Annotated in this window: 15 protein-coding genes; 3 read left to right on the plus strand and 12 right to left on the minus strand. The window is 68.7% G+C overall.

Going from position 1 to position 21,039, the window contains the following annotated elements; translation table 11 throughout:
• Window positions 1-31 precede the first annotated feature (31 nt).
• The 8 genes from IG62_RS0111105 to IG62_RS43175 form a co-directional block, all read right to left on the minus strand.
• On the minus strand, window positions 32-1,864 hold the full coding sequence (locus IG62_RS0111105) for an AfsR/SARP family transcriptional regulator (RefSeq protein WP_051797902.1): 1,833 nt from the start codon (window positions 1,862-1,864) through the stop codon (window positions 32-34).
• 112 nt (window positions 1,865-1,976) lie between these two features.
• The gene (locus IG62_RS0111110) at window positions 1,977-3,002 is read right to left on the minus strand and encodes an isopenicillin N synthase family dioxygenase (RefSeq protein WP_030800433.1); all 1,026 of its coding nucleotides are present in this window, start codon (window positions 3,000-3,002) and stop codon (window positions 1,977-1,979) included.
• Window positions 2,999-3,688, minus strand: a complete 690-nt coding sequence (locus tag IG62_RS0111115; protein ID WP_030800435.1) for a 7-cyano-7-deazaguanine synthase — start codon at window positions 3,686-3,688, stop codon at window positions 2,999-3,001. The genes IG62_RS0111110 and IG62_RS0111115 overlap by 4 nt, the downstream gene beginning before the upstream one ends.
• 102 nt (window positions 3,689-3,790) lie before the next feature.
• The gene (locus IG62_RS0111120; protein WP_030800437.1) at window positions 3,791-4,771 is read right to left on the minus strand and encodes an aspartyl/asparaginyl beta-hydroxylase domain-containing protein; all 981 of its coding nucleotides are present in this window, start codon (window positions 4,769-4,771) and stop codon (window positions 3,791-3,793) included.
• Between the two features lie 160 nt (window positions 4,772-4,931).
• Window positions 4,932-5,516 carry a GTP cyclohydrolase I gene (folE, locus tag IG62_RS0111125; protein ID WP_199812443.1) on the minus strand — a complete coding sequence of 195 codons (585 nt, stop codon included), beginning with the start codon at window positions 5,514-5,516 and terminating at the stop codon, window positions 4,932-4,934.
• Window positions 5,517-5,559: 43 nt separating this feature from the next.
• Entirely contained in the window at window positions 5,560-5,922 is a 363-nt protein-coding gene (locus IG62_RS0111130) for a 6-pyruvoyl trahydropterin synthase family protein (RefSeq protein ID WP_030800440.1), read from the minus strand.
• 37 nt (window positions 5,923-5,959) lie between these two features.
• Entirely contained in the window at window positions 5,960-6,673 is a 714-nt protein-coding gene (locus IG62_RS0111135) for a 7-carboxy-7-deazaguanine synthase QueE (RefSeq protein WP_030800441.1), read from the minus strand.
• A 13-nt stretch (window positions 6,674-6,686) separates the two neighbouring features.
• Window positions 6,687-7,469: a class I SAM-dependent methyltransferase gene (locus IG62_RS43175; RefSeq protein ID WP_051797906.1), complete on the minus strand. Its 783-nt coding sequence runs from the start codon at window positions 7,467-7,469 to the stop codon at window positions 6,687-6,689.
• Between the two features lie 422 nt (window positions 7,470-7,891).
• Between IG62_RS43175 and IG62_RS47165 the strand changes: the two genes are divergently transcribed.
• A complete protein-coding gene (locus IG62_RS47165; protein ID WP_158795023.1) occupies window positions 7,892-8,035 on the plus strand; it encodes a hypothetical protein in 144 nt (47 codons plus the stop codon).
• A gap of 22 nt (window positions 8,036-8,057) precedes the next feature.
• Here the strand turns inward: IG62_RS47165 and IG62_RS0111150 are convergent, their stop codons facing one another.
• Together IG62_RS0111150 and IG62_RS0111155 are read right to left on the minus strand one after the other, a co-directional pair.
• Window positions 8,058-10,982 carry an AfsR/SARP family transcriptional regulator gene (locus tag IG62_RS0111150; protein ID WP_051797908.1) on the minus strand — a complete coding sequence of 975 codons (2,925 nt, stop codon included), beginning with the start codon at window positions 10,980-10,982 and terminating at the stop codon, window positions 8,058-8,060.
• Between the two features lie 326 nt (window positions 10,983-11,308).
• Window positions 11,309-12,277 (minus strand): GlxA family transcriptional regulator, encoded by a 969-nt coding sequence (locus IG62_RS0111155; RefSeq protein ID WP_030800446.1) that lies wholly within the window; start codon window positions 12,275-12,277, stop codon window positions 11,309-11,311.
• A 657-nt stretch (window positions 12,278-12,934) separates the two neighbouring features.
• On the opposite strand from IG62_RS0111155, the gene IG62_RS0111160 reads away from it, so the two are divergent.
• Entirely contained in the window at window positions 12,935-15,727 is a 2,793-nt protein-coding gene (locus tag IG62_RS0111160) for an AAA family ATPase (protein ID WP_063755355.1), read from the plus strand.
• A gap of 105 nt (window positions 15,728-15,832) precedes the next feature.
• On the opposite strand, the gene IG62_RS0111165 is transcribed toward IG62_RS0111160, so the two are convergent.
• Together IG62_RS0111165 and IG62_RS0111170 are read right to left on the minus strand one after the other, a co-directional pair.
• Window positions 15,833-16,897, minus strand: coding sequence for a D-alanyl-D-alanine carboxypeptidase family protein (locus IG62_RS0111165; RefSeq protein WP_030800450.1), 1,065 nt, complete (start codon window positions 16,895-16,897; stop codon window positions 15,833-15,835).
• A gap of 187 nt (window positions 16,898-17,084) precedes the next feature.
• Window positions 17,085-18,932, minus strand: a complete 1,848-nt coding sequence (locus IG62_RS0111170) for an Ig-like domain repeat protein (RefSeq protein ID WP_030800452.1) — start codon at window positions 18,930-18,932, stop codon at window positions 17,085-17,087.
• Window positions 18,933-19,886: 954 nt separating this feature from the next.
• On the opposite strand from IG62_RS0111170, the gene IG62_RS0111180 reads away from it, so the two are divergent.
• On the plus strand, window positions 19,887-20,876 hold the full coding sequence (locus IG62_RS0111180; RefSeq protein ID WP_030800454.1) for a magnesium and cobalt transport protein CorA: 990 nt from the start codon (window positions 19,887-19,889) through the stop codon (window positions 20,874-20,876).
• Window positions 20,877-21,039 lie beyond the last annotated feature (163 nt).

Below are 21,039 nucleotides of genomic sequence, written 5' to 3' on the forward strand. Positions count from 1 at the left end.
CCTCGAACTGCACCGGGGGGGGTGGCCTCCGTCAGGCGGAGCACATGACCGGCGCGCTGCTCGGCCGCGTCCCGAACGGGCGTATCCCGGGCTCCCATTCGTAGGAGAACCGGCCGTTCACGCACGGGTGCTGCGCGCGCAGCAGGTAGTTCTCCGCGAGCTCCTCCAGCAGGTCCTCGGCCCGCTGGTCGCTGATCCCCAGGGCCGTTGCGACGAGCGCCGACGTGAGCCGGTCGGGGACGCCGGGAGACAACAGCGCGTACGCCAGGGGCCGCGACCCGGCGGGCAGCGTCGCGAGCGTCCTGTCGAATCCGGCCCGCACGCCCAGCGGATCGCTGTCGGCGCCCCCGGACGCGAGGACCCAGGCAGTGGCGTGCCGGGCCGTCCAGTGCGGGCGGCGGCGCAACTGCGAAGCGACCGCGAAGAGCGCGCCCGGCAGCCCCCGGCACAACCGGGCCAGCCGTCGCAGCCCCTCCGGGTCCATGGTGATCCGGTGTCTCGGCACGGAGGATGCCAGCAGGTGCAGACAGTCGTCGAAGGGCAGTCCGGACAGTTCGACGTGGACCGCCGACGAGGACACGAACAGCCGCCGACGGCTGCCGATCACCACGCCGCAGCCGGCGCCGGAGGGCAGCAGCGGGGTCAAGTCCCGTACGTCGCACACGTCGTCGAGCACCACCAGGACGCGGAGGTCGGCGGTCCAGGTGCGGAACAGCAGGCTCAGGTCGGTCGTGCCCAGTCGCAACTGCTCCTCGGTCGCGCCGAGTCCCCGCAGGAACGAGCGCAGGATCTCGGCGGGCCGCACCCGCCGGCCGGCGCCGTCCCGGAGACGCGCATAGAGCCGTCCGTCCGGGTAGTGACCGCTCACCTGATGCGCGGCGTGCAGGCACAGCTCGCTCTTGCCCGTGCCGGGGGCGCCCCCCACGATCACGAGCGGCCGGTCCTCCCGCGCCCGGCCGGCCAGCACCGCGGTGAGGCGCGCCAGCTGGCCGGCGCGTCCGGTCAGACGCTCGCGCGGGGCGGGCAGATGGCAGGGCGCCCGGGTGGCGGCGGTCACGGCCGTGAGCCGCCCGGCGGGACGCAGCAGCGCCTCGTCCGACGTGAGCACGGCCGTGTGCAGGGCCTGGAGTTGGGGCGAAGGGTCGAGACCCAGCTCGGTGGCGATCCGCTCGCGTGCGCGCTGGTAGACCTGGAGCGCTTCCGCCCGCCGGTCCATGCGGTAGAGAGCCGTCATCAGATTGCCCTGGGCCCGCTCGTCCGTCGGTTCCCGCCCGGCCATCGAGGTGAGTTCGCCGAGCACCTCGTGGTGCCGGCCGAGGTGCAGGTCCGATTCGATCCGCAGGTGGAGTGCGCCGGTACGCAGCTCCTTCAGGCGGATCGCCTCGGCCTTCAGCGTAGGCCCCTTGCGTACGTCCACCAGGGCATCGTCCCGCCACAGCTGCAGCGCAGCGGCGGCCGTGTCACGGGCCCGGGCGAAGTCCTCGGCACGGAACTCCGCTCGGGCACGTTCGAGCAACGGCTCGCACCGGAAGACGTCCACGTGGTCGGCGGGCAGCGACAGCTGGTAGCCGCCGTCGACCGTGCCCAGCAGCGGTCCGGCCGCCCGTACCGCGCCGCCGCTCCTCGGGTTGCCGAGGGAGAACCGCTTCCTGAGCTGGTACACGTACGTCTGCAGCGCGGTGTGCGCGCTGGCCGGCGGGTTGTCGTTCCACAGCTCGTCCATGAGTTGCTCGAAGGGCACCACCCGGCCCGCGTTCAGCACGAGCGTTGCCAGTGTCTGACGTACTTTCTGGGCGGCCGGCGCCATGTCGACGCGGTGATCGTCCCCGTAGGCCTGGAGCGGCCCGAGAAGGTTGATTCTCATGAAATTCGCCCTGTCTCATGTTCGTTCGGTCCCCGTCGGACCGGCCGGCGACGCCACCGCCGGGCCCGACCACTCGGGCCGGGCGGTGAGGATGTGCTCGGCCGCCCCGGTGTCAGGAACTCCTGGACCCGGCTACCGCGGCCAGGGTCGGGTGGTGTCGGGCAACGATGTCGGGGAAGGAGCGGATCAGCCCTTTCATGACGTTGTCGCCGTAGAGGGCGAACAACGGGTTGCCGGCGACGTCGATGACTCCGCCGGCGCCCTCGACATAGGGGCTGGGCAGTGGCTGCATCGTGGCGTCCAGCCGAGGGTTGTAGAAGAAGGGAATGGAGTAGCGGTTGACGCCCGGGGCGGGCCGGACCACCCGGTGGAGGGTGGCACGCACATAGCCCCTCGTCGCCACCTCCAGCAGCTCTCCCAGGTTGACCACGAACGCCCCCGGGATCACCGGCACGTCGGCGAACTGGTCGTCCTCGACCGCGACCTGGAGGCCGCCGTTGCCGTCCTGGACGAGCAGGGTGAGCAGTCCGAGGTCGTTGTGGATGCCGGTGCCCTGGCCGGAGCCGGCGTTCTCGCTCGTCTGCGTGGGACCGGGGTAGTGCAGGAGTTTGAGGTGGATCTGCGGATCCGGAGCGACCACATCGTCGAGGAAATCGGCGGGGGCGTCGAGGGACTCAAGCATCAGCCGTAGCAGTCGATGTGACAGGTCGGTCAGCCGGGTGATCCATGACTCGATGGCCGGGCGCAGCTCTGGCATCGCCTCGGGCCACTCGTTCGGGCCGATCAGGCACCGGTAGGCGGGTTCGCCGGGCGCGGGCGTCCTCGCGGGCTGCTCCGGCCCGATGTCCAGCTGTTGGCGCTGGTCGGGGATGCCCTTGGTGTGTTCGCGGCCGAGTTCGGAGTAGCCGCGGAACAGTGGCGAATCGAGGATGTTCAGCGCGAGCCGATCGGGCTCGGGCAGGGCGAAGAACCGGCGGGACAGTTCGAGCATGTCCTCGGCGTCCTCGATGCCGTGGCCGACGAGCTGGAAGAAGCCGATCTCGTGGATGGCCTGGCGCAACCGGTTCAGGAACGCTGCCCGGGTTTCTTGTGAACCGGCGGCGTCACGGAGGTCGAGCACGGGAAAGCGGTCGGTCATGGCAGCTCCTTCGCATCGCTGGTCTGGTAGTGCGTCGGGTCGGTCACGCCGGCGTCCCGGAACGCTTCCTGCCGCTCCCGGCAGGCGGCGCACCGTCCGCACTGCAGCGCATCGCCGCGAAAGCAGCTCCAGGTCTCGGTCCAGGGGACGCCGAGTTCCTCACCGAGCGACACCACGTCGCTCTTGCGCAGCCTGACCAGCGGCGCTGTCAGTGTCAGGTCAGGGTGCGCGTATCCGCGGGTCGCGATCCGCTCCATGGCGAGGAAGGAATCGATGAACGCGGCATTGCTGTCGGGCGCGGCCTGGAGGTCGTCGACCACCCCGACGGCCACCGCTTCCGCCTTCTCGGCGACGGCGACCGCGAAGGCGACGGACAGCAGGAGGGCATTGCGGTTGGGTACGACGTTCGGGCTCCCGCCGGACGACCCACTCCGGTGATCCGGCACGTCGACGGTCGGGTCGGTGAGCGAGGAGCCGCTCAGGAGCTTGCCGACGGGGCTGAGATCGACGACGTCGTGCGGCACCCCGAGTGATCGAGCCGCCTTCACGGCGAACTCGTGCTCGACGAGATGGCGCTGGCCGTAGTTCACGGACAGCAGGTGGAGGGTGTGTCCTTGCGCCTGGAGGTGGTAGGCCATGGTGACCGAGTCCAGGCCGCCGGACACGATTGCGACAGTTTTCGGCATGCGTCGCCTTCCGGCAGACGGAGAGGGATGGAGGGTCAGTGCTGAAGGATCAGGGCAGCGGTGTGCTGTGCACCGAAACGGCGGCGGACGTGCGGGCGTTTGTCACCGTGCCGGCGTGGCCGGGACGAGCAGCCGGGTCGATCGGTGGCCCTTGCGGTAGGTCAGTTCGACTTCGGGCCGCGGACCGTCCAGCCTCGTGGTGACGGTTCGCTCCTCGCTCCATCCGACCAGGCGGTACTCGTTTCCGCCGAGGGCCACCAGCGGGAAGAGGTGGTCCTGGGGAGATCGAATGGCCAGGTCCGTACCGGTGTCGACGATGCTGAAGGTGGCCTGCGGCTGCGGGCCGGTGAGCGACCCGAACACCTCTATTTCCAGCAGGTGCGCCGGCGCGTCGAACGAACACCGCGCCGCTTCCCGCTCCTGGTCGGTCGTGGCCACGGCCGGACGGTTGTAGAGCACGTCCGGGCCGTTGAAGTAGTCGGCCCAGTCAGCCGGGAACAGCCCTGCGAGCTCCGGTGTGACGAGCACGTCCACGACGAGATGCACCCGGTGCTGGGTACCGAGGTTCTGGATCTGGTGCTTGCGGCTGAAGTCGCCGAACCAGAACTCACCGGGCTGCCAGCGGTACATCCCTCCGTCAAGGTCCAGCGAGGCTTCCTCGTGGGTGAGGACCGGGATGTGCAGCCGGGCCATGCCCCAGTCCGGGGCGAACTTGGGATCGCAATGGCGGTATCCGACGACGCCGGGTCCGAGATCCATGAATCGGACTGCATAGAGGGGTCCGGGAATCGAGCGCAGGACCTCCTGCACGTAGGGCATGTGGTCCAGCCACTCGGTGTCGGCGAACTCCGCGCTGCCAGGGCCCCCTGGGTCGGTACGTGTCTTGTCGCCACCGGGGCTGCGCACCGGGAGGCAGCGCCAGTCCTGTTCGGCCCACCTGGACACTCGCCCGTTCTCGTGCGAGCTCTGCTCATCCCACAGGTGGTCGCGCGCAGTCATGAGGTCGGCCACCAGCCGGTCGGCGTCCAGCACGGGGAGCAGCCGAGCCGCTTCCGCAGGCGTCGAAGAATCACTTTCGTTCATCGTTGTCCCTTCATGTCGACCGGACCGGATTCCCATGTCTGTCATCGGCCGCGATCGACCAGTCGGCCCCCGCAGCGGTCCGGAGAGTGAGCTCGCGAGCAGCGTCACGCCCGTTCCGAGCGCCCCGCCGGACGCCGCACTTTCGGAGTCCGATGACTCGTCACGCCCGGAGCAGGTCGAACAGCTCGCCCCGGAGCCCGGGGTCCGTGCTGAACTCCCCGCGATATGCGGTCGAGGTCATCTGCGCGGCAGCCTTGATGCCGCGCATCGACATGCAGAGGTGCTCGCCCTTCGCTATGACCGCGACGTCCGGGGTGCCGCTCAGGGTGCTGATCTCGAGCGCGATCTGGTCCACGAGGCGTTCCTGGACCTGCAGCTTGTGCGCGTACTGATGGGCGACCCTGGCGAACTTCGACAGGCCGAGCAGTTGCCCCGTCGGGCGGTACGCGATCGTCACGGAGCAGTTGAACGGCAGGAGGTGGTGCTCGCACAGCGACCAGACCTGAATGTCTGAGACGACTACGAGCTGGCTCGTGCCGATGGACTCGAAAAGCGTGCCCAGCGAACCCGGGTCGTAGTTGATGAACTCTCGCCACCAGCGGGCGAACCGCGCCGGTGTGTCGCGCAGTCCGTCGCGATTCGGGTCCTCGCCGATCTCCACCAACAGTTGGCGGGCGATCTCGACCAGGGGGTCCTCGGTCGTCCTCGACGCTGACGGGTCACCATCGAGGTCCAATTTTGTCATCGACATGTGGTCACCTTTCGTCCGGGCTGCGGAGTTACCGACCTCACGGCCGGTACTCGGCCCAGGTCTTGGGAGTCTCTGAGATACGCACGCAGGTCAACTCGGGAAACTTCGTCGACCATGTCTTGTAGAGCCAGGCCGCCATATTCTCAGCCGTCGGATTTTCGTCCATCACATCGTTGAGATGCCGATGATCAAGGTGATCGTCCAGCCAGGCCTTGAATGCGGACAACTCTCCGTAGTCTCGAACGAAGCCCACGGGCAGCAGATCCGCATCATCGGCTCCAAGCTCCAGCTCGATCACATAGTTGTGCCCGTGCATTCGGGCACACTGGTGCTCAGGAGCAAGGCCGGCAAGCCGATGACTGGCCGAGAATTCAAACTTCTTGGTGATGCGAAATGCCATCGATCCGAGTTCCCTTCTGCTTTGCGCGCACCGTTGCTCACACGGCGCGTTTGTCGTCCCACACCAAGGTGTGCAGTCTGGTCGTCAGGTTCCAGCCGCGCTTTACCACCGCGTCGGCCAACTCGCTCATGTGCTTGGTGACATCGTCGGCGGTACGCCCGATCGGCATGATCCATACCGAGGGCAGGTCGAAAGCGGCAACCAACTGGGCCACTTCGTCGAGATCACGGGTGTTCTGGCAGACGAACTTGAACGTGCTTCCCGGCAGTGCCGCAAGACTGGTGAGGGCGGAAGGGACGATCCTGCGCTGCAGGGTGTCGCCCGAGTGCGACAACTTCGGCGAGACGTTGAACCGGACGCCGGCGGCGATGAGTTCGGGGTGCGCGGCGTGCGTCCCATTGGTCTCTATCTCGATCTCCTTACCGCGTCCGGTCAGTGCTGCCACCAGAGGAATCAGTCGCTCTTGCTGGCCCAGGGGCTCACCGCCGGATATCACGATCAGCTCGGTGTCGAACCCGAGCAATTCTGCGACGACCTCTTCGACCGGACGGCGGTGCAGCTCCTTACGCGGATCGTGGGCGACCCCGCTCTCACCGGCCCCGGTCCAGTCCCACGTGTAGGGCGTATCGCACCACGAGCACGACAGGTTGCACCCGCCGAGTCGCAGGAACGCGCACCTGCGTCCCAGGGACCGACCCTCGCCCTGGACGGTCGGACCGAAGATTTCGTTCACTACGAGATCCTGCTCCATGGCGCACCGTTTCCTATGAGTGGGACGGCTCGACGGCCGCGGGCTTCTGCGCCTGGACTATGAACCAATGCCGACTCAGCCGGACGCCCTGTTCGACCGTCACCGCGGCGACATATCGATCGAATGCCTCCTTGTCCGCCGCCGAATCGTAGTTGTCGAGGATCGGCACTTGGTGCAGAAAGGTGTCCAGATCGCCCGCCGAGTGGTAGAACTCCTCGAACCGGAACGCCTGGTTTCTTGTCACGACGAAACCCGCATCGGACAGTTCTTGAGCAATCTCCTCCGACAAGGGCCTGCCGTTCCAGCTGTCGAAGTTCTGGCCGCGGCCGAACGTTTCCTTCAGCTCTCGCGCGTCCTGCTCCCCGATCCCCATGTACAACACGACCCCGCTGGGCCGCAGCACCCGCTCGAATTCACGGGCGATCAGCGGACCGCGGCGGGAAGTGACCACATCGGCGTACCCATCGGGCAGTCCCGTGTGGGCGGCATCGCACAGCTCGAACGTGACGTGCGACAGACCTGCCTCCGCTCGGTACCGCGCGGCGCATTCCAGCATCGAGGGCGACAGATCTATCCCGGTCACGGCGCCGTACGCACGAGAGATGCGCAGCAAACTCCGCCCGTCGGCGCAGCCGACATCCAGCAGTCGGGCGTCCGGCGCTCCCAGTGCGTTCGCCAGTTCGTCGAAGACGGCGTCCGGGCGGCCGTCGGCGAATACGTCGGTGCTCCGCGCATCGCTCAAGTAGCCGCCGAACCGCTCGGCCACCCGGGAGTAGAACTCCGCGTCCATCGTCATCGGCCGTGCACCTTCCCCTGAACCACGGTCGAGGAGAGGCCCTGATGCGCACGCACCGGTTCCCTCCTCTTCCGTGGGAACTCCCAGTCAAGCTCTACCGCTGCTGTCGCGGGGGTCTTTGCGCTGCGCTGCGATTCGGTTTCCGGGACGCCGCACGCGGCGGGCGTCACCGCGTCCCGGGTCAATACGGTCATTCGGACCACTCCTTGAGGGCCGTCCCCTGAAGGGGCCGCCGAGGTCGGCAGGACCCAATCTCCGGTGTCGCCCTATCGGCCCGGCATCACGGCGCATCCACGGCGGGGCGGGGCCGGGGTAAGGCGGTGATAGCGCGAGCATGCGGCCGCGATGGGCACCTGGTTCACGCTGGTTTCAGCAACGCCCGGACGGATTGCGAAACGGGCTGCGAAGGGAGGAGAACGGAGATGGCCATCAAGAAGTTGCCGACTGCCGCGGGGGACGTCGTCGCGGTCCTCGGCGCTGTAGGAGATCAGCACGGCGTGGAGCAGGGCCCGGTCGCCGTGTTGTCGGCGGGCGAACCACCCGCCGACAACACGCCGTGGTCATGACGGGCCGGCATGCCTCCTGGTATCAGCCGACCGGCGTCATCGTCCTGCCCAGGGTGGCAACGATGTCAGCCCGTACGGCAGCGGCCCCGCTGTGGTCCATGATCCGCTCCCGGATCCTGGCCGATCGGGAGTAGTACTCGACGGCCTGTTCCACACGACGCAGGCGGGCATTGACCCGGCCGAGGTCGTGCAGCACATACCCCTCTCCGACCAGGTCGCCGCTCGCCCCGACCATGGCGAGGACCTCAAGCAGGGTCCGTTCCGCCGCCTCGTACCGCTGCTGGTACATCAGCATGTGGCCCAGCCGCCGCAGTGCGAGGGCTTGGCCCCGGTCGAAGCCGGCTGACCGGCAGATCCCGAGAGCCTCGTCGAGATACGAACGGGTTCGCGCGAAGTCCGCTCGCCGCATCGTGATGTGCGCCATCTCGCCCAGCACGTATGCCCGGCCGATGACGTCCTGCGCCCGCACGAAGTTGCGCTCGGCGCTCTCGTAGAGGGCCAGCGCCCGAGCGTCGTCACCATGGTGCCGCTCGATGCGCGCCAGGTCACGCAGACACAGCGCTTGGCCACTCGGCTCCCCGATCCGCTCAAAGATCTCCAAAGCGGTGCTGAGGTAAGGGCCTGCTGCCTCATGCTCGCCCCGGTACAGGTGCAGGGTCCCCAACGAGCCGAGTACCGCTGCCCGGCCCCGTTCGTTGCCGGCCTCCTGTACCGCGGTCAGCGCCACCTGATGTGTGCGCTCCCAGAGCTCGGGATAGCCACGGGCCTCGAAGAGCGTCACCAGAGTCGTGGCCAGCTCCCAGCACAACTCGTCCAGCCCGGACCGGGCCGCCAACTCGACCGCGTTCAACAGGTTGGTCTGCTCGCTCTCCAGCCACCCGAGCGGGTCGCGGAGGCACCGCTGGACCTGGTCCTCCGGCGGATGCCACCGTTCACCCCGGCCCGTCACGATGGTGTACGCACCGCCGTAGATCTCTTTGTGCGCCCGCTCGGCGAGCGCCATCCAGCCGCCGACCATACGCCGCACCGCTCCGGCGCGTTCTGCCTCGGAAATCTCCGCGGGCAGCCGTTCGTGCGCGATCATCCGTACGATCTGCGACAGTCCGCATCGGAACTCCCCGCCCTGGTCCATGGCGGTGATGTCGAGGAGCCGGCTGTCGATGAGCGGTTCCAGCAGGTCAGCGGGGTGCGGCGGGCGGTCGTCGATAAGGGCGGCACCCAGCCAGCTCGGGATCTCCGTCCCCTCGGCCAGACTGAGCAGGCACAACAGGCGACGGTCGGCCGCCGCCAGGCCGTCGTAGCTGAGCGAAAGACTTGCCCGGATCGACAGCTCGCCGTGTGCCAGCTCGTCCAACCGGCGGTGCTCGTCCTCAAGCCGCTGGCACATGGAGGTCAGTGACCAGTGCGGGCGCGCGGCCAGGCGCGCGCCGATGATACGCAGCGCGAGGGGCAGCCCGCCCACCAAGCGTATGACGACCCGCGCTGCCTCCCGCTCGCTCTCCACACGGTGCTCTCCGATGATCCGCCCCAGGAGCTGGATCGCCTGTTCCGGACTCAACGGCTCCAAGTTGAACCGGCGTGTGCCCGGCAAGGCCGTGAGCTGGCCGCGGCTGGTGACCAGCACGCCGCTGCTGCCGGTTCCGGGCAGCAGCGGCATCACCTGCGACTCGCTCACCGCGTCGTCCAGCAACACCAGGATCCGGCGACCGGCCAGCAGACTGCGGTACATCTCCGCGCGCTCATCAAGCGCATCGGGTATGGCCTGGCCCGGTACGCCCAGCGCTCGGAGGAACCGCCCCAACGCCTGGGCGGGGTCGACCGGTTGTCCGCCCGGCCCTCGGAGGTCGCAGTAGAGCTGTCCGTCCGGGAAGTACTCGGTCGCGAGTCGGTGCGCCACGTGCCTGGCCAACGTGCTTTTGCCGACACCAGGTCTGCCGAGCACCAGGACCACGTTCAGTCGCCCCTTTTCCTGTCCCCCGGTGACCGCGTCGCAGACCGCTGAAACGATCGCGTCGTCGGCTACGAAGTCGCCGATGTCGGCGGGAAGTTGCCTGGGGGTGACGACCGGGTCGGGATCGGCGCTGCGCTCTTGCACCGCCTCGGTCAGCGGCGTCGCCATGAGAGGACGTGGTTCGGCCGGTTCGGCCGGTTCGGCCAGTGCCAGGTCAGCGTCGTCGGTCAGGATCGCCTGCGCCAGGTCGCGTAGTTCCCTTCCTGGGTCCAGGCCCAGTTCTTCGGTGAGCATCGCGCGGCCCTGGTGGTAGACGTCCAGCGCCTCCGCCTGCCGGCCCGAACGGTACAACGCCACCATGAGGTGCCCCCGCAGCCGCTCACGCAGCGGATGGTCGGCGACAAGCTGCATCAGCTCGCCGACCAGGTGCTCATGACGGCCCAGCTCCAGCAACAGCCGCATGCAGGTCTCCACCGCTTCCAGGCGGCTCTCGTCCCACTGCGCTGCCGTACCGGCCAGGACTTCGCTGGGTACACCGGCCAGGCACCGCCCCCGCCACAGACCTATCGCCGAGCGAAGCGTGTCCACCGCAGGCATCTTCAGACCGTCACGGGCCAGCGCATGCGCCTCCGTTACCAGGCGACGGAAGGTGCCGATGTCGGTCGCATCCTCCGGCGCCCTCAGGATGTAGCCACAGGCACGGGTCTCGATGGTGGCGTCGACTCCCCCGGCCGAAAGTGCCTTGCGGAGCCGGGAGATGCAGATCTGCACCTGGGCGCGTGCGGTCTTCGGCGGACGGTGAGCCCAGATGACATCCACCAGGCGGGTCGTCTCCACCACCCGGTTCAGTTCGAGCACCAGCGCCCCGAGGACGATCTCTTGACGCCCCGGTGCCACGGATACGGCCCCCAGCTCGCCGCACACCTCAAGCGGCCCGAGCACCCGGAAAGGAGCTGCCGCTACGCCACTGCCGTCGTAACCTGACGAGACTGCCATGCATAACCTGCTTCTGTGCTATCAGCCAGGCGATGTGTCCGGCTTGCAAAGTTGAACGGAACTCATACCGACCTGGCCACTCAGCCGTAACCGTTGGCTGCGGATAAGACCGAGGTCGGGGTGTACCGCGTCGCTGACCTGGAACGTGCGCACCATGTGCGGTGCGTGCCAGGTACGGCCGTTGAAGTGCAGTCCCAGGACCAGGTCGGTGTCCGGGTCAGCGGAGGGCCAACGGTGCTCCGCGCCCCGCAGTGCCCGACGGTGTCCGAGGAGACATGGTGGTGGCGCTCGGGCTTCTCATCGCGACGGCCAGGCCAGGCGCTCCTTCACCCTGCTCTGGAAAAGTGGTGGCGATACTGGCCCGGGGTGACGCCGAGGGTGCGTTTGAAGCGGCGGTGCAGGGTCTCGGCGAAGCCGAATCCGCAGGCTCGGGCGATCGCGTCGATGGTGGTGTCCGTCGTCTCCAGCAGAGCCCGGGCAGCCTCGATGCGGACGGTCTCCACGTAGGCGGCCGGGGTGAGTCCGGTCTCGGCGCGGAAGACCCGGGTGAAGTTCCGCTCGCTCATACCGGCCCGTTCGGCGAGCACCCGGACGGTCAGGTCGTCAGCGAGGTGGTCGGTGACCCATGCCTGAACGTCCCGCAGCGGCTTCCGTGTGGGCCGTTGCGCGGCGAGCTGGGTGCTGAACTGTGCTTGCCCACCGGGGCGTTGGACGAACATCACCAGCATCCGCGCGACGGCCCGGGAGACCTCGGGCCCGTGGTCCTCCTCGACCATGGCGAGCGCCAGGTCCATCCCCGCCGTGATTCCGGCGGAGGTCCACACCGCCCCGTCGTGTACGAAGATCTGGTCCGGGGTGACCGTGACGTCCGGGTGCTCGTGGGCCAGCCGCTCGCAGGCCGCCCAGTGCGTCACCGCGCGCCGTCCGTCGAGCAGCCCGGCCCGCGCGAGCAGGAACGCGCCCGTACACACGGAAGCGACCCGCCGGGCCCGGGCGGCCGCCGCCCTGAGCCAGCCGACAAGTTCTTCATCGTCCACCGCCTCCCGATCGCCCGGTCCACCGACGACCACCAGCGTGTCCAGCGGTCCCTCACACTCCTGGACGCTACTGCCGGCCGCAACGTCGATCCCATGACAGGCCCGCACCGCTCCGGCCCGGCCCGCGACGATCTCAACGGCATAGCCCTCGCCCTCGGGCACCCACCGTTCCGTCTGCGCGAACACCTCATGCGGTCCCGCCAGGTCCAGCACCTGAAACCGCGGATAGACAAGGAAGACGACGCGCCGTTGGGTCACCGAGTCATCATGGCCCGCCGTGTCATTTGGCAGCAAGGACACGGATATGACGATCTCCGCCACAGGCGTGCTGCCAGGTTTCGCTTTCGGCGGGTTCCGCCGTAAGGCACCCAAAGGGCTGAGCAGTTCGGTAGTGGGAAGCGCCTCTGCGGGAATCGGGCCGACCAACACGGCGGAGATGAGTCGGGGTTCGTCCTCGGGGCGCTGCGTGCTCGCCGTCACGGGGCACGCCGGACGTAACCAGCACGTCTGCTGACGGGGCTTCACCACGCCGGCGCGCTGCACCACCGCGGGAACCCGAGCCGGCGGCACGGCGGTGCCGTCCGGCGTACCGGTGTGTGTCATCCGGATCGAGTTGAGCACCCTGCCTCCTGTCCACGACCCCGCCACTTCTGTGAAATCAGAGGCGTGCGGAGGCTGTTCACCTTCATGTGACGCCCGTGACCAGCGCAATCGTGGAGCACCACAACACGGACCACGAGATCGGGCGGCCGGAACCACGACAGTGGGAACGTGATGGCAAAAGCGACATCCCGGTTCCCACGCACTGGTGCGCGGCCATGGTGGTTCTTCTCACGGTGTGGGTCACGCCACCGATGTCCGGCGCGCTGCGTCCTCGTGTGTGAGAGCGCTCACGTCCACCACAAGGAGGCAGGGATGTCCCGACCGGCATGTGCACGACGGGAAGCGGCACGGCTGCTGGCCACCGCGACCGAGCGCGCTCATGCGGGCACCGGTCGTCTGGTCCTGCTGCGCGGTGCCACCGGCACCGGCCGCACCACGGTCCTGGAGGCCGCTGCGGAGAACGCCGCGGCCCACGGTATGCAGGTGCTGCGCGCCCGCTGCTCCGCCGGCGACTCAGCGATCCCCTTCGCCGCGGTCCTTCAACTCTTCTGCTGCGTACCCGATTTCGCCGATCCGGCATGGGACGGCGATGAACGGGCGACCGGCGCCGGGCTGCGACGGGTACTGCGCTCGTACGCCGAGCAGTCGCCGCTGCTGATCACCGTGGACGATGTGCACCTGGCCGACCCGGCGTCCCGCCGCTGGCTGGTGGAGTCCGCCCGGCTCGTGGACCGGCTGCCGATCGTCCTGGCGGCCACCGAGCGCAGCCAGTACGACGTCGACCCGCCCGCACAGGGCCTCGCCCACAGCCTCTCCCCCTCCCTGGTCACCACTCACACCCTGACCCCGCTGTCCGACACCTCGGCGGTCACAGCGATCCGTTCGGCCTTCCCTGACGCCGACGACTCCTGGATCGAGGACTGCATACGGGCCAGCGCGGGCAACCCCCTGCTGCTGCGCGCCCTGCTGGACGACCTCTCCGACGGCAGTCACCCGGTCGTGCCGGACACCTCGGCCGCGCTGTACCCGGGAGCGTTCTCGGCGGCCGTGCAGTGGTGGCTGGACTGCGCCGGGCCGGGTACCGCGGAGGTGGCACGGACGCTGGCGATCCTGGACGAGGGCTGGGACCACGGACCCGCCCCCGGCGCGGGGTTCCCCGTCCTCCACATCCCCTCACTCCTCGCCGAACTCTCCGGCGGCGACCCGGCCCGGGTCGCGGGCTGGATCACCGCGATGACCGGCCTCGGACTGCTGCGCTCCGACGGCGTGGGCCGCCCCCGCTACGCCCATCCACTGCTGCGGGACGAGATGCTCACCGGCGTGCCCGCGGCCCGGCGGCGCGCCGCGCACCGGACGACCGCCGAGGCGATGCTGCACCGCGGTGTCTCCAGTGAGCTGGTCGCCCGTCAACTGCTGCTCACCGACGTGGTGGACGCGCCCTGGGCACTGCCGGTGCTTCAGGACGCCGCTTCACTGGCGCTGCGTGAGGGGCACACCGAGGACGCGGTGGCTTTCCTGCGCCGGGCTCTGGATGAGCCCCTCTCCGATGAGAGCAGACAACGCCTGCTGACCGAACTGGGCTCACTGGAGTACGCGGTTCCCGGCTCCTCGGCCGCGATCCTGAGGCTCACCGAGGCACTGCGGCTGCCCGGGCCTCCGCAGGAACGGGTGCGCGCCGCGGTCGCCCTGGGGACGGCGCTGACCGGCCGTGGCAGGACCAGCGCGGGGGTCGAGGTGCTGCGCTCGCTGTACGACGCGCTCGCCGACCGTCCCGACCTGGTGAGCATCCTGCGGCAGGCGTTCCTGCAACTGTCCGACAACGACCAGTTGGTGCGGCAGGAGGCGTACAAGCGGCTGGCCGAGGTGGCCGAGCGCTCGCCGGAGTCGATCAGCACGGCCGGTCACGCGTACCTGGTGAAATACGCGGTCACGGCAGGTCTGAGCTCGGCGAGGGAGGCGATGCTGCGCCTGCGCGGTCTGCTGGCGGAACCGGCCGACCCGCTGTCCGAGCCGTACCTGCTGGGGACGGTCGCCGCGGTCGCTCAGTGGGCCGACGAACTCGACGAGGCCGAACAGCTGGTGGAGCGCGGTCTGGCCGGGCAGCGCCCCGACTTCCTGCATCCCATGCACGGGGCGCTGCTCAACACCCGCATGGACATCGTCGCGGCACGGGCCGACTACACGCGCCTCCTGGCCGACCCACCGCCCGCCGCCGCGACCCCGACCAACGCCCATGCCCACGCGCTGACGGCACTCGTGGCGACGGGCCGCGCCGCCGAGGCCGAACGCCTGGCCGAAGCCTTCGACTTACGGACGGCGCCGGATTCCTGGGAGCTGAACCGGTTCCTGTACGCGCGCGGGGAGCTGCGCGCCGCGAACGGTGACCTGGCGGGAGCCCTGCACGACTTCCTGGAGTGCGGTCGCCGCCAGTCGGCCCGGGAGGTGTTCAGCCCGGTCGTCACCCCGTGGCGCACGGCGGCCGCCGAGTGCCATCTGGCCCTGGGCGTCCCACGGGAGGCGCTCACCCTGGCCGAGGAGGAGCTGCGCCTGGCCCGGGTGTGGAACACGCCCCGCACGGTGGGTCGGGCACTGCGTGTCCTCGGCACCGCGACCGGCGGGCGCCGGGGTCTGGAGCTGACTCAGGAGGCGGTACGGCTGCTGCGCAGCGGCCCGGCAGGACCGGAGATCGTGGCGGCGCTGCTGGCCCTGGGCCGTCAATTGACCGCGTCGGGCGAGTCGTCCCGCGCCCGCGACATCCTGCGGGAGGCGGCCGGGCTCGCCGAACGCCTGGGCGCGATACGGCTGCGGGACCTGGCGGAGGAGGCGCTGCGGGCGGGCGGCGCGCGCCGTCCGGCGACGCGGACCGGTGCCGCCTCGCTCACCGACAGCGAGCGCCGTATCGCCGAACTGGCCGCGGGGGGACGCACCAACGCGGAGATCGCGGATCTGCTGCATCTCGCCCGCCGTACCGTGGAGACCCATCTGACGCACAGCTACCGCAAGTTGGGCATCCATCGACGCAGCGCCCTGAGCGCGGCCCTGACGGGGGACGACGCGGCGTTGCGGATCTCTGGCCAGCGGCCGGGACATGTAGGGCGCGCATGACACCAACAGACCAAGAACAGGTGGTGCCGGGCGCTGGGGCTGGGGCTGGGGCAGGGCCGGCGGTGCCGCACGCGGTGTGCGTTCAGCGCCGGGGGCGCTGTCTGTTCAGTGGGCGAAGCCCCAGTCGAGCATCTTGGTGGCGTCGTCGAAGCGGCCCTCGTCGTCCTTGAGGATCGCGCCGACCAGCGTGCGGTTGTCCCGCTTGGCGGCGAAGACGAGGGCGTACCCGGACTCCGGGCCACTGCCCGTCTTGATGCCCAGGGCACCGTCGTAGCTGCTCAGCAGCTTGTTGGTGTTGTTCCAGGTGTAGTACCGGGTGTGACCGTTGGCCGCCGGAGCCTCGGTCTTGAACTGCTTGTTCTTCACGATGTCGGCGAACACCGGCTGCAGCATGGCGCGCTGGCCGAGCTTGGCCAGGTCGCGGGCGGTGCTGTAGTTGTTGCCGTGCGAGATGCCGTCGAAGCCGTCGAAGTGCGTGCCGATCAGGCCCAGTTGTTGTGCCTCGAAGTTCATCTGGCACACGAAGTCGGCGATCCGCGCGTCCGCGGTGTCCCCGGAACCGAGGTTGTCTGCCAGGGCCATCGCGGCGTCGTCGCCGGACGGGATCAGCAGGGCGTGCAGCAGCTGCTCGACGGTCAGCGTGTCGCCGGTCTGAAGGTCGGCGGTGCTGCCGCCGACCTTCTGGACGTAGTCCCGGTACTCCTGCTTCACCGTGATCTGCCGGCTCAGCCACTCCGGGTGCTTGAGCACCACGAGGGCAGTCATGATCTTGGTGGTGCTGGCCATCGACACGCTCTCGTCCGCCTTGGCCCCACCCCACAGCTCCCGCTCCTGGCTGCCGTCGCCGGCGTCCAGCAGGAAGGCATGGTCGGCGTTGTTCTGGGGACCGGCCTGAACCTTCGCGTTCTGCGCATCGGCTGCCTTGTCCTGGACAGCGTGCCGTGCCGCCTGGTCAGACCGGAACTGCCACTGCGTTCCCTGCTTCTGGCCGGCCGTTGTGGTGGCCGCGCCGCCCTGCCGGTCGTTCTCGTCAGCGGAGTGTGTGGCGCCGGGGGTGGCCGCCTCGGCGAGACCGCCGGCGGTGATCGGCAGGGCGGCACCGACAAGTGCAACCATCGCGATCCGGACTCCGGTGCGGTGTATGCGGTTCGGGCGGGCGTGGGAACCCATGAGGCGTCCATCCTTCCGGCGAAGGGACGCCGGTGCGTAGAAGAACTCCGTTCATGGCGAACCTACTTGGGCGATGACAATGACTCAAGTCGGTATGTCGTAGCCACGTAACGGGGTTCACCTCCGTGGTGTGCGGCACAGGTGACTGAGCAATTGCCCATACCTGGGGTTTTCGGAGCCGATGAGCTCAGCCCGGGAGGGGGATGAACACCAGGATGCCGTGGGCGGTCGCGGCGTTGTAGCAGGCATTGCCGGGGAAGGTGGCGGTGTAGAAGGGGGTGGCGACGGCGAAGACGGGGACGATGGCGTTGTGGATGGTGGCGGTGCCGTTGGCGTCGGTGACGGCGGTGCCGAGGTTGACCGGGCCGAAGAGCGTGATGGCGGTGAAGGTCACCGGCTGACCGGCCACCGGCATCCCCGAGGTGGTCGTCAGGGTGGCGCTGAGGGTGGGGATGTAGAACTCGGGCAGCGGGGTCAGCCGGAGCCGGATCGTGCCTGGCTGCGCGGTCAGCGTTGTGGGGCTGGGGTTCACGGTGACGGGGGTGCTGGTGGAGGAGCCGGTGAAGCAACTGTCACCGCTGTAGGTGGCGGTGAGGGAGCCGGTGGTCAGGGCGGTGGTGGTGAAGCAGGCCTGCCCCGATGCGTTGACGGGGACCATCTGGGTCTGGCTGTTGGGGAGGGTGAAGGTGACCGTGCCGGTCGGCACTGAGGTGGTGGCTGGCGCCGGGGTGATGGTGGCGCACACGGTCACGCTCTGCCCGCAGGTGGAGGGGTTCGGCGTCACCGACAGCGTCGTCGTTGTGGGGTTGGGGCTCACCGTGACGGAGGTGGGGTTGCCGTTCACGGTCGCGGTGAACGTACCGGCGGTGTAGGTGTGGGTGGTCTGCCCGCTCCCGGTGGCGTCCAGGGCGACGGTGACCGTGGGGCTGGCGTCCCCGAAGCTCACCACTGCGGTCCCGTTGGGAGTCCCCCCGGAAATGCTGAACGTCACCGGTTGCCCGCACACCGGCGACGCCGGCGAGGTCGTCACCGTCAACGGCGAAATCTCCGTCACATTGGCCGAATTGGCGTTGGTGACGTAGACATTGCTGTTCGGCGCCGCCGCCACCGAGAACGGGAACGCGCCGACGGGGACGGTGGCCAGGACCGTGTTCGTGGCGCTGCTGATCACCGTCACGTTGTTGGAACTGGAGTTGCCGACGTAGACGTTGCCGGTCGGCGCCACCGCCACCCCGAACGGCCCCCCGCCGGTGGGGACGGTGGCCAGGACCGTGTTCGTGGCGCTGTCGATCACCGTGACGTTGTTCGAAACGGTGTTGGTGACGTAGACGTTGCCGTTGGGCGCCACCGCGATCACCCCCGGGACCGTGCCGGCGGGGACGGTGGCCACGACCGTGTTCGTGGCGCTGTTGATCACCGTCACGTTGTTCGAGGTCTGGTTGGCGATGTAGACGTTGCCGTTCTGCGCCACCGCCGCCGCGCCGGGGAAACCACCGGTGGGGAGGGTGGTGAGAACGGTGTTCGTGGCGCTGTTGATCACCGTCACGGTGTTCGCGTTCCGGTTCGCGACGTAGACGTTGCCGTTCGCCGCCACCGCCACCGCGTCCGGGACCGCGCCGACGGGAACGGTGGCCACGACCGTGTTCGTGGCGCTGCTGATCACCGTGGCGTTGTTCGAGGTGCTGTTGGCGACGTAGACGTTGCCGTTCGGCGCCACCGCCAGTGCGAAGGGGCCCCCGCCGACGGGGACGGTGGCCAGGACGGTGTTTGTGGCGCTGCTGATCACCGTCACGTTGTTCGAGCTCTGGTTGGTGACGTAGACGTTGCCGTTCTGCGCCACCGCAATCATGGCCGGGCTTGAGCCGACAGGGACGGTGGCCAGGACGGTGTTCGTGGTGCTGCTGATCACCGTCACGTTGTTGGAATTGGCGTTGCCGACGTAGACGTTGCCGTTCTGCGCCACCGCCACCGCCAGCGGGGTCGTGCCCGCCGGGATCGTCACCGTGGAGAACGCCGCGCTGAACGGCGTGGCCACGAGCCCCCGTACAGCGGCTACCTCAGATCCACCGGCCGGAACAACCGGCCGAGCTCCGCGAGCTACCGCCGGAACTCCCAACCAACCCGTACTCGGATCCATGACAAACCTCTCTCAGCTGAGAGGGCCGCCCAAGAACTCCCACCGGGGCCCGCGTCGCATGGCGCCGGCATACGCGAACCGGATTACCGCTTGCACACCGGGACAGAGAGAGGGCACACCGACACGTACGCGCACCGGCGCACCAACGGGTTGCCTCCCTCCCCGGAGAGATGGGCAACCCACCGGAAAACAGTCACCACCATTAACCCGAAATAACCAATACAACTCCACGCCCTTGACCCGACTTCACCCGAACAGCCCAATCACATGTGGACACGACGGGGCGGACCCGTCGTTGGGCAGACGCATGCGGTGGGCCAGGTAAGCGTCATGCGTTGGGTGAGGCGGCTGCGCCAGGTGACGTCGGGGTAGCAGGCGCGCAGGTGCGCTACGGCGCGTGTGCCAAGGGCGCTGTCCCCCAAAGGCGTAGCGACGTGGACCTGGGTGATCAGGCCACTCGCACAGAGTTCGCACACCTCGTAGGTGACCTCGCCGACGACGCGGCGGATGTACACCAGCAGCAGACTTTGAGCCTGCTCACTCGTCGGGTGCGGGGAGTGGAAGATGACCACATCCCGGTAGGCGAACACCCTCCTATGGAGCTTGCCGCGTCGACGGCCCGGGCGCCTGTGCCGTGGCCGTCGGCGGCCATGAAGACTCTGCCGAAGGGCTCCCGGGACCAAGTTACGTGTGGTGACCATGCGGGCCGTCTACCCCCGACGAAAATGGACAATCAGCCCTTTCGGGCTCTTGTCGACCGCATTCCACGGCCAGGTGTGGACGGGCGGTGACAGACGCTGCCGTTCGAAAACATGAGCATGGAATGCGGCAAGCGGAAGCATCCGAGAAGGTATGGAGTGTGTGATTTACCAGGAGCGGACGGGTGAAGGCGAGCCGATCGACTGCCGGCAGCAGGACGGGGGTTGCCAGGCCGCCTTGGACCGTCTGGCTGGACTGAAGCAGGATGAGTTCGCCTGGATCCGCATGGACAAACCCCGCCAGGAGGAACTGCAGCGGCTCGGCGCGTACCTGAAGCTGCATCCGCTGGCCATCGAGGACGCGGTCCAGGCCCACCAGCGACCGAAACAGGAGCGCTACGGCGACGTTCTGGCGGTCGCCGTGAAGACCCTGTGGTTCGTCGAACAGACCGCGGATGTGGAGACCGGCGAAGTGATGATCTTCCTCGGCCCGTCCTTCGCGCTGACCGTACGCCACGGCGCGGACGACCCCACGGTGGAGGCTGCGCGCCGGTTCTCGCAGCAGCCGGAGATGGCACGGCTCGGGCCGGTAGGCGTCCTGCACTCGGTGACCGATGTGATCGTCGATGCCTACGCCGAGGCCGCCGCCCAAGTACGCGCAGACTTGACGGAGTTGGAGCAGTGCGTGTTCTCACCCGCCCGCGAGGACCTGACCGAGCGGATCTACTCGCTCAAACGCGAGGTGGTGGAGTTCCGCGACGCCGTCCAGCCGCTCGTGCCGGTGCTGCAGCCCTTCAGCACGTCGCGGGATGACTGGCCGCGGCAGGTCGTGCCGTACTTCCGTGACGTCACCGACCACCTCACGCGTACCGACACCGAGGTCCGCGCCCTGGATGATCTGCTCGTCTCCGTCCTGGACGCCCATCTGGCGAAGGTGGGCACCTGGCAGAACGACGACATGCGCCGCATCAGCGCATGGGCGGCGATCTTCGCCATCCCCACCATGGTCGCCGGAATCTACGGCATGAACTTCACCCACATGCCCGAACTGGACTGGCGCTACGGCTACCCCTGCGCGCTCGCCGTGATGGCGTTGGGGGCAGGACTGCTGTACCGGGCCTTCCGCCGCAACGGCTGGCTCTGACGGCGCACCGGCGTTCCGAGTCGGCCGGCGGGAGCTGGCCCGGCCGGCGAGGGCACCGACCGCGGCCTGATCCACATATGGCCGCCGGCGCCCAGGCTCCACCGCAATCCATGGACGGTCCGTGGTGTCCAACCCGAGCCGATGGCGGCAACTGCAGAGCTGC

The sequence above is a fragment of the Streptomyces sp. NRRL S-337 genome (assembly GCF_000720175.1).
Taxonomy (GTDB): Bacteria; Actinomycetota; Actinomycetes; order Streptomycetales; family Streptomycetaceae; genus Streptomyces; species Streptomyces siderophoricus.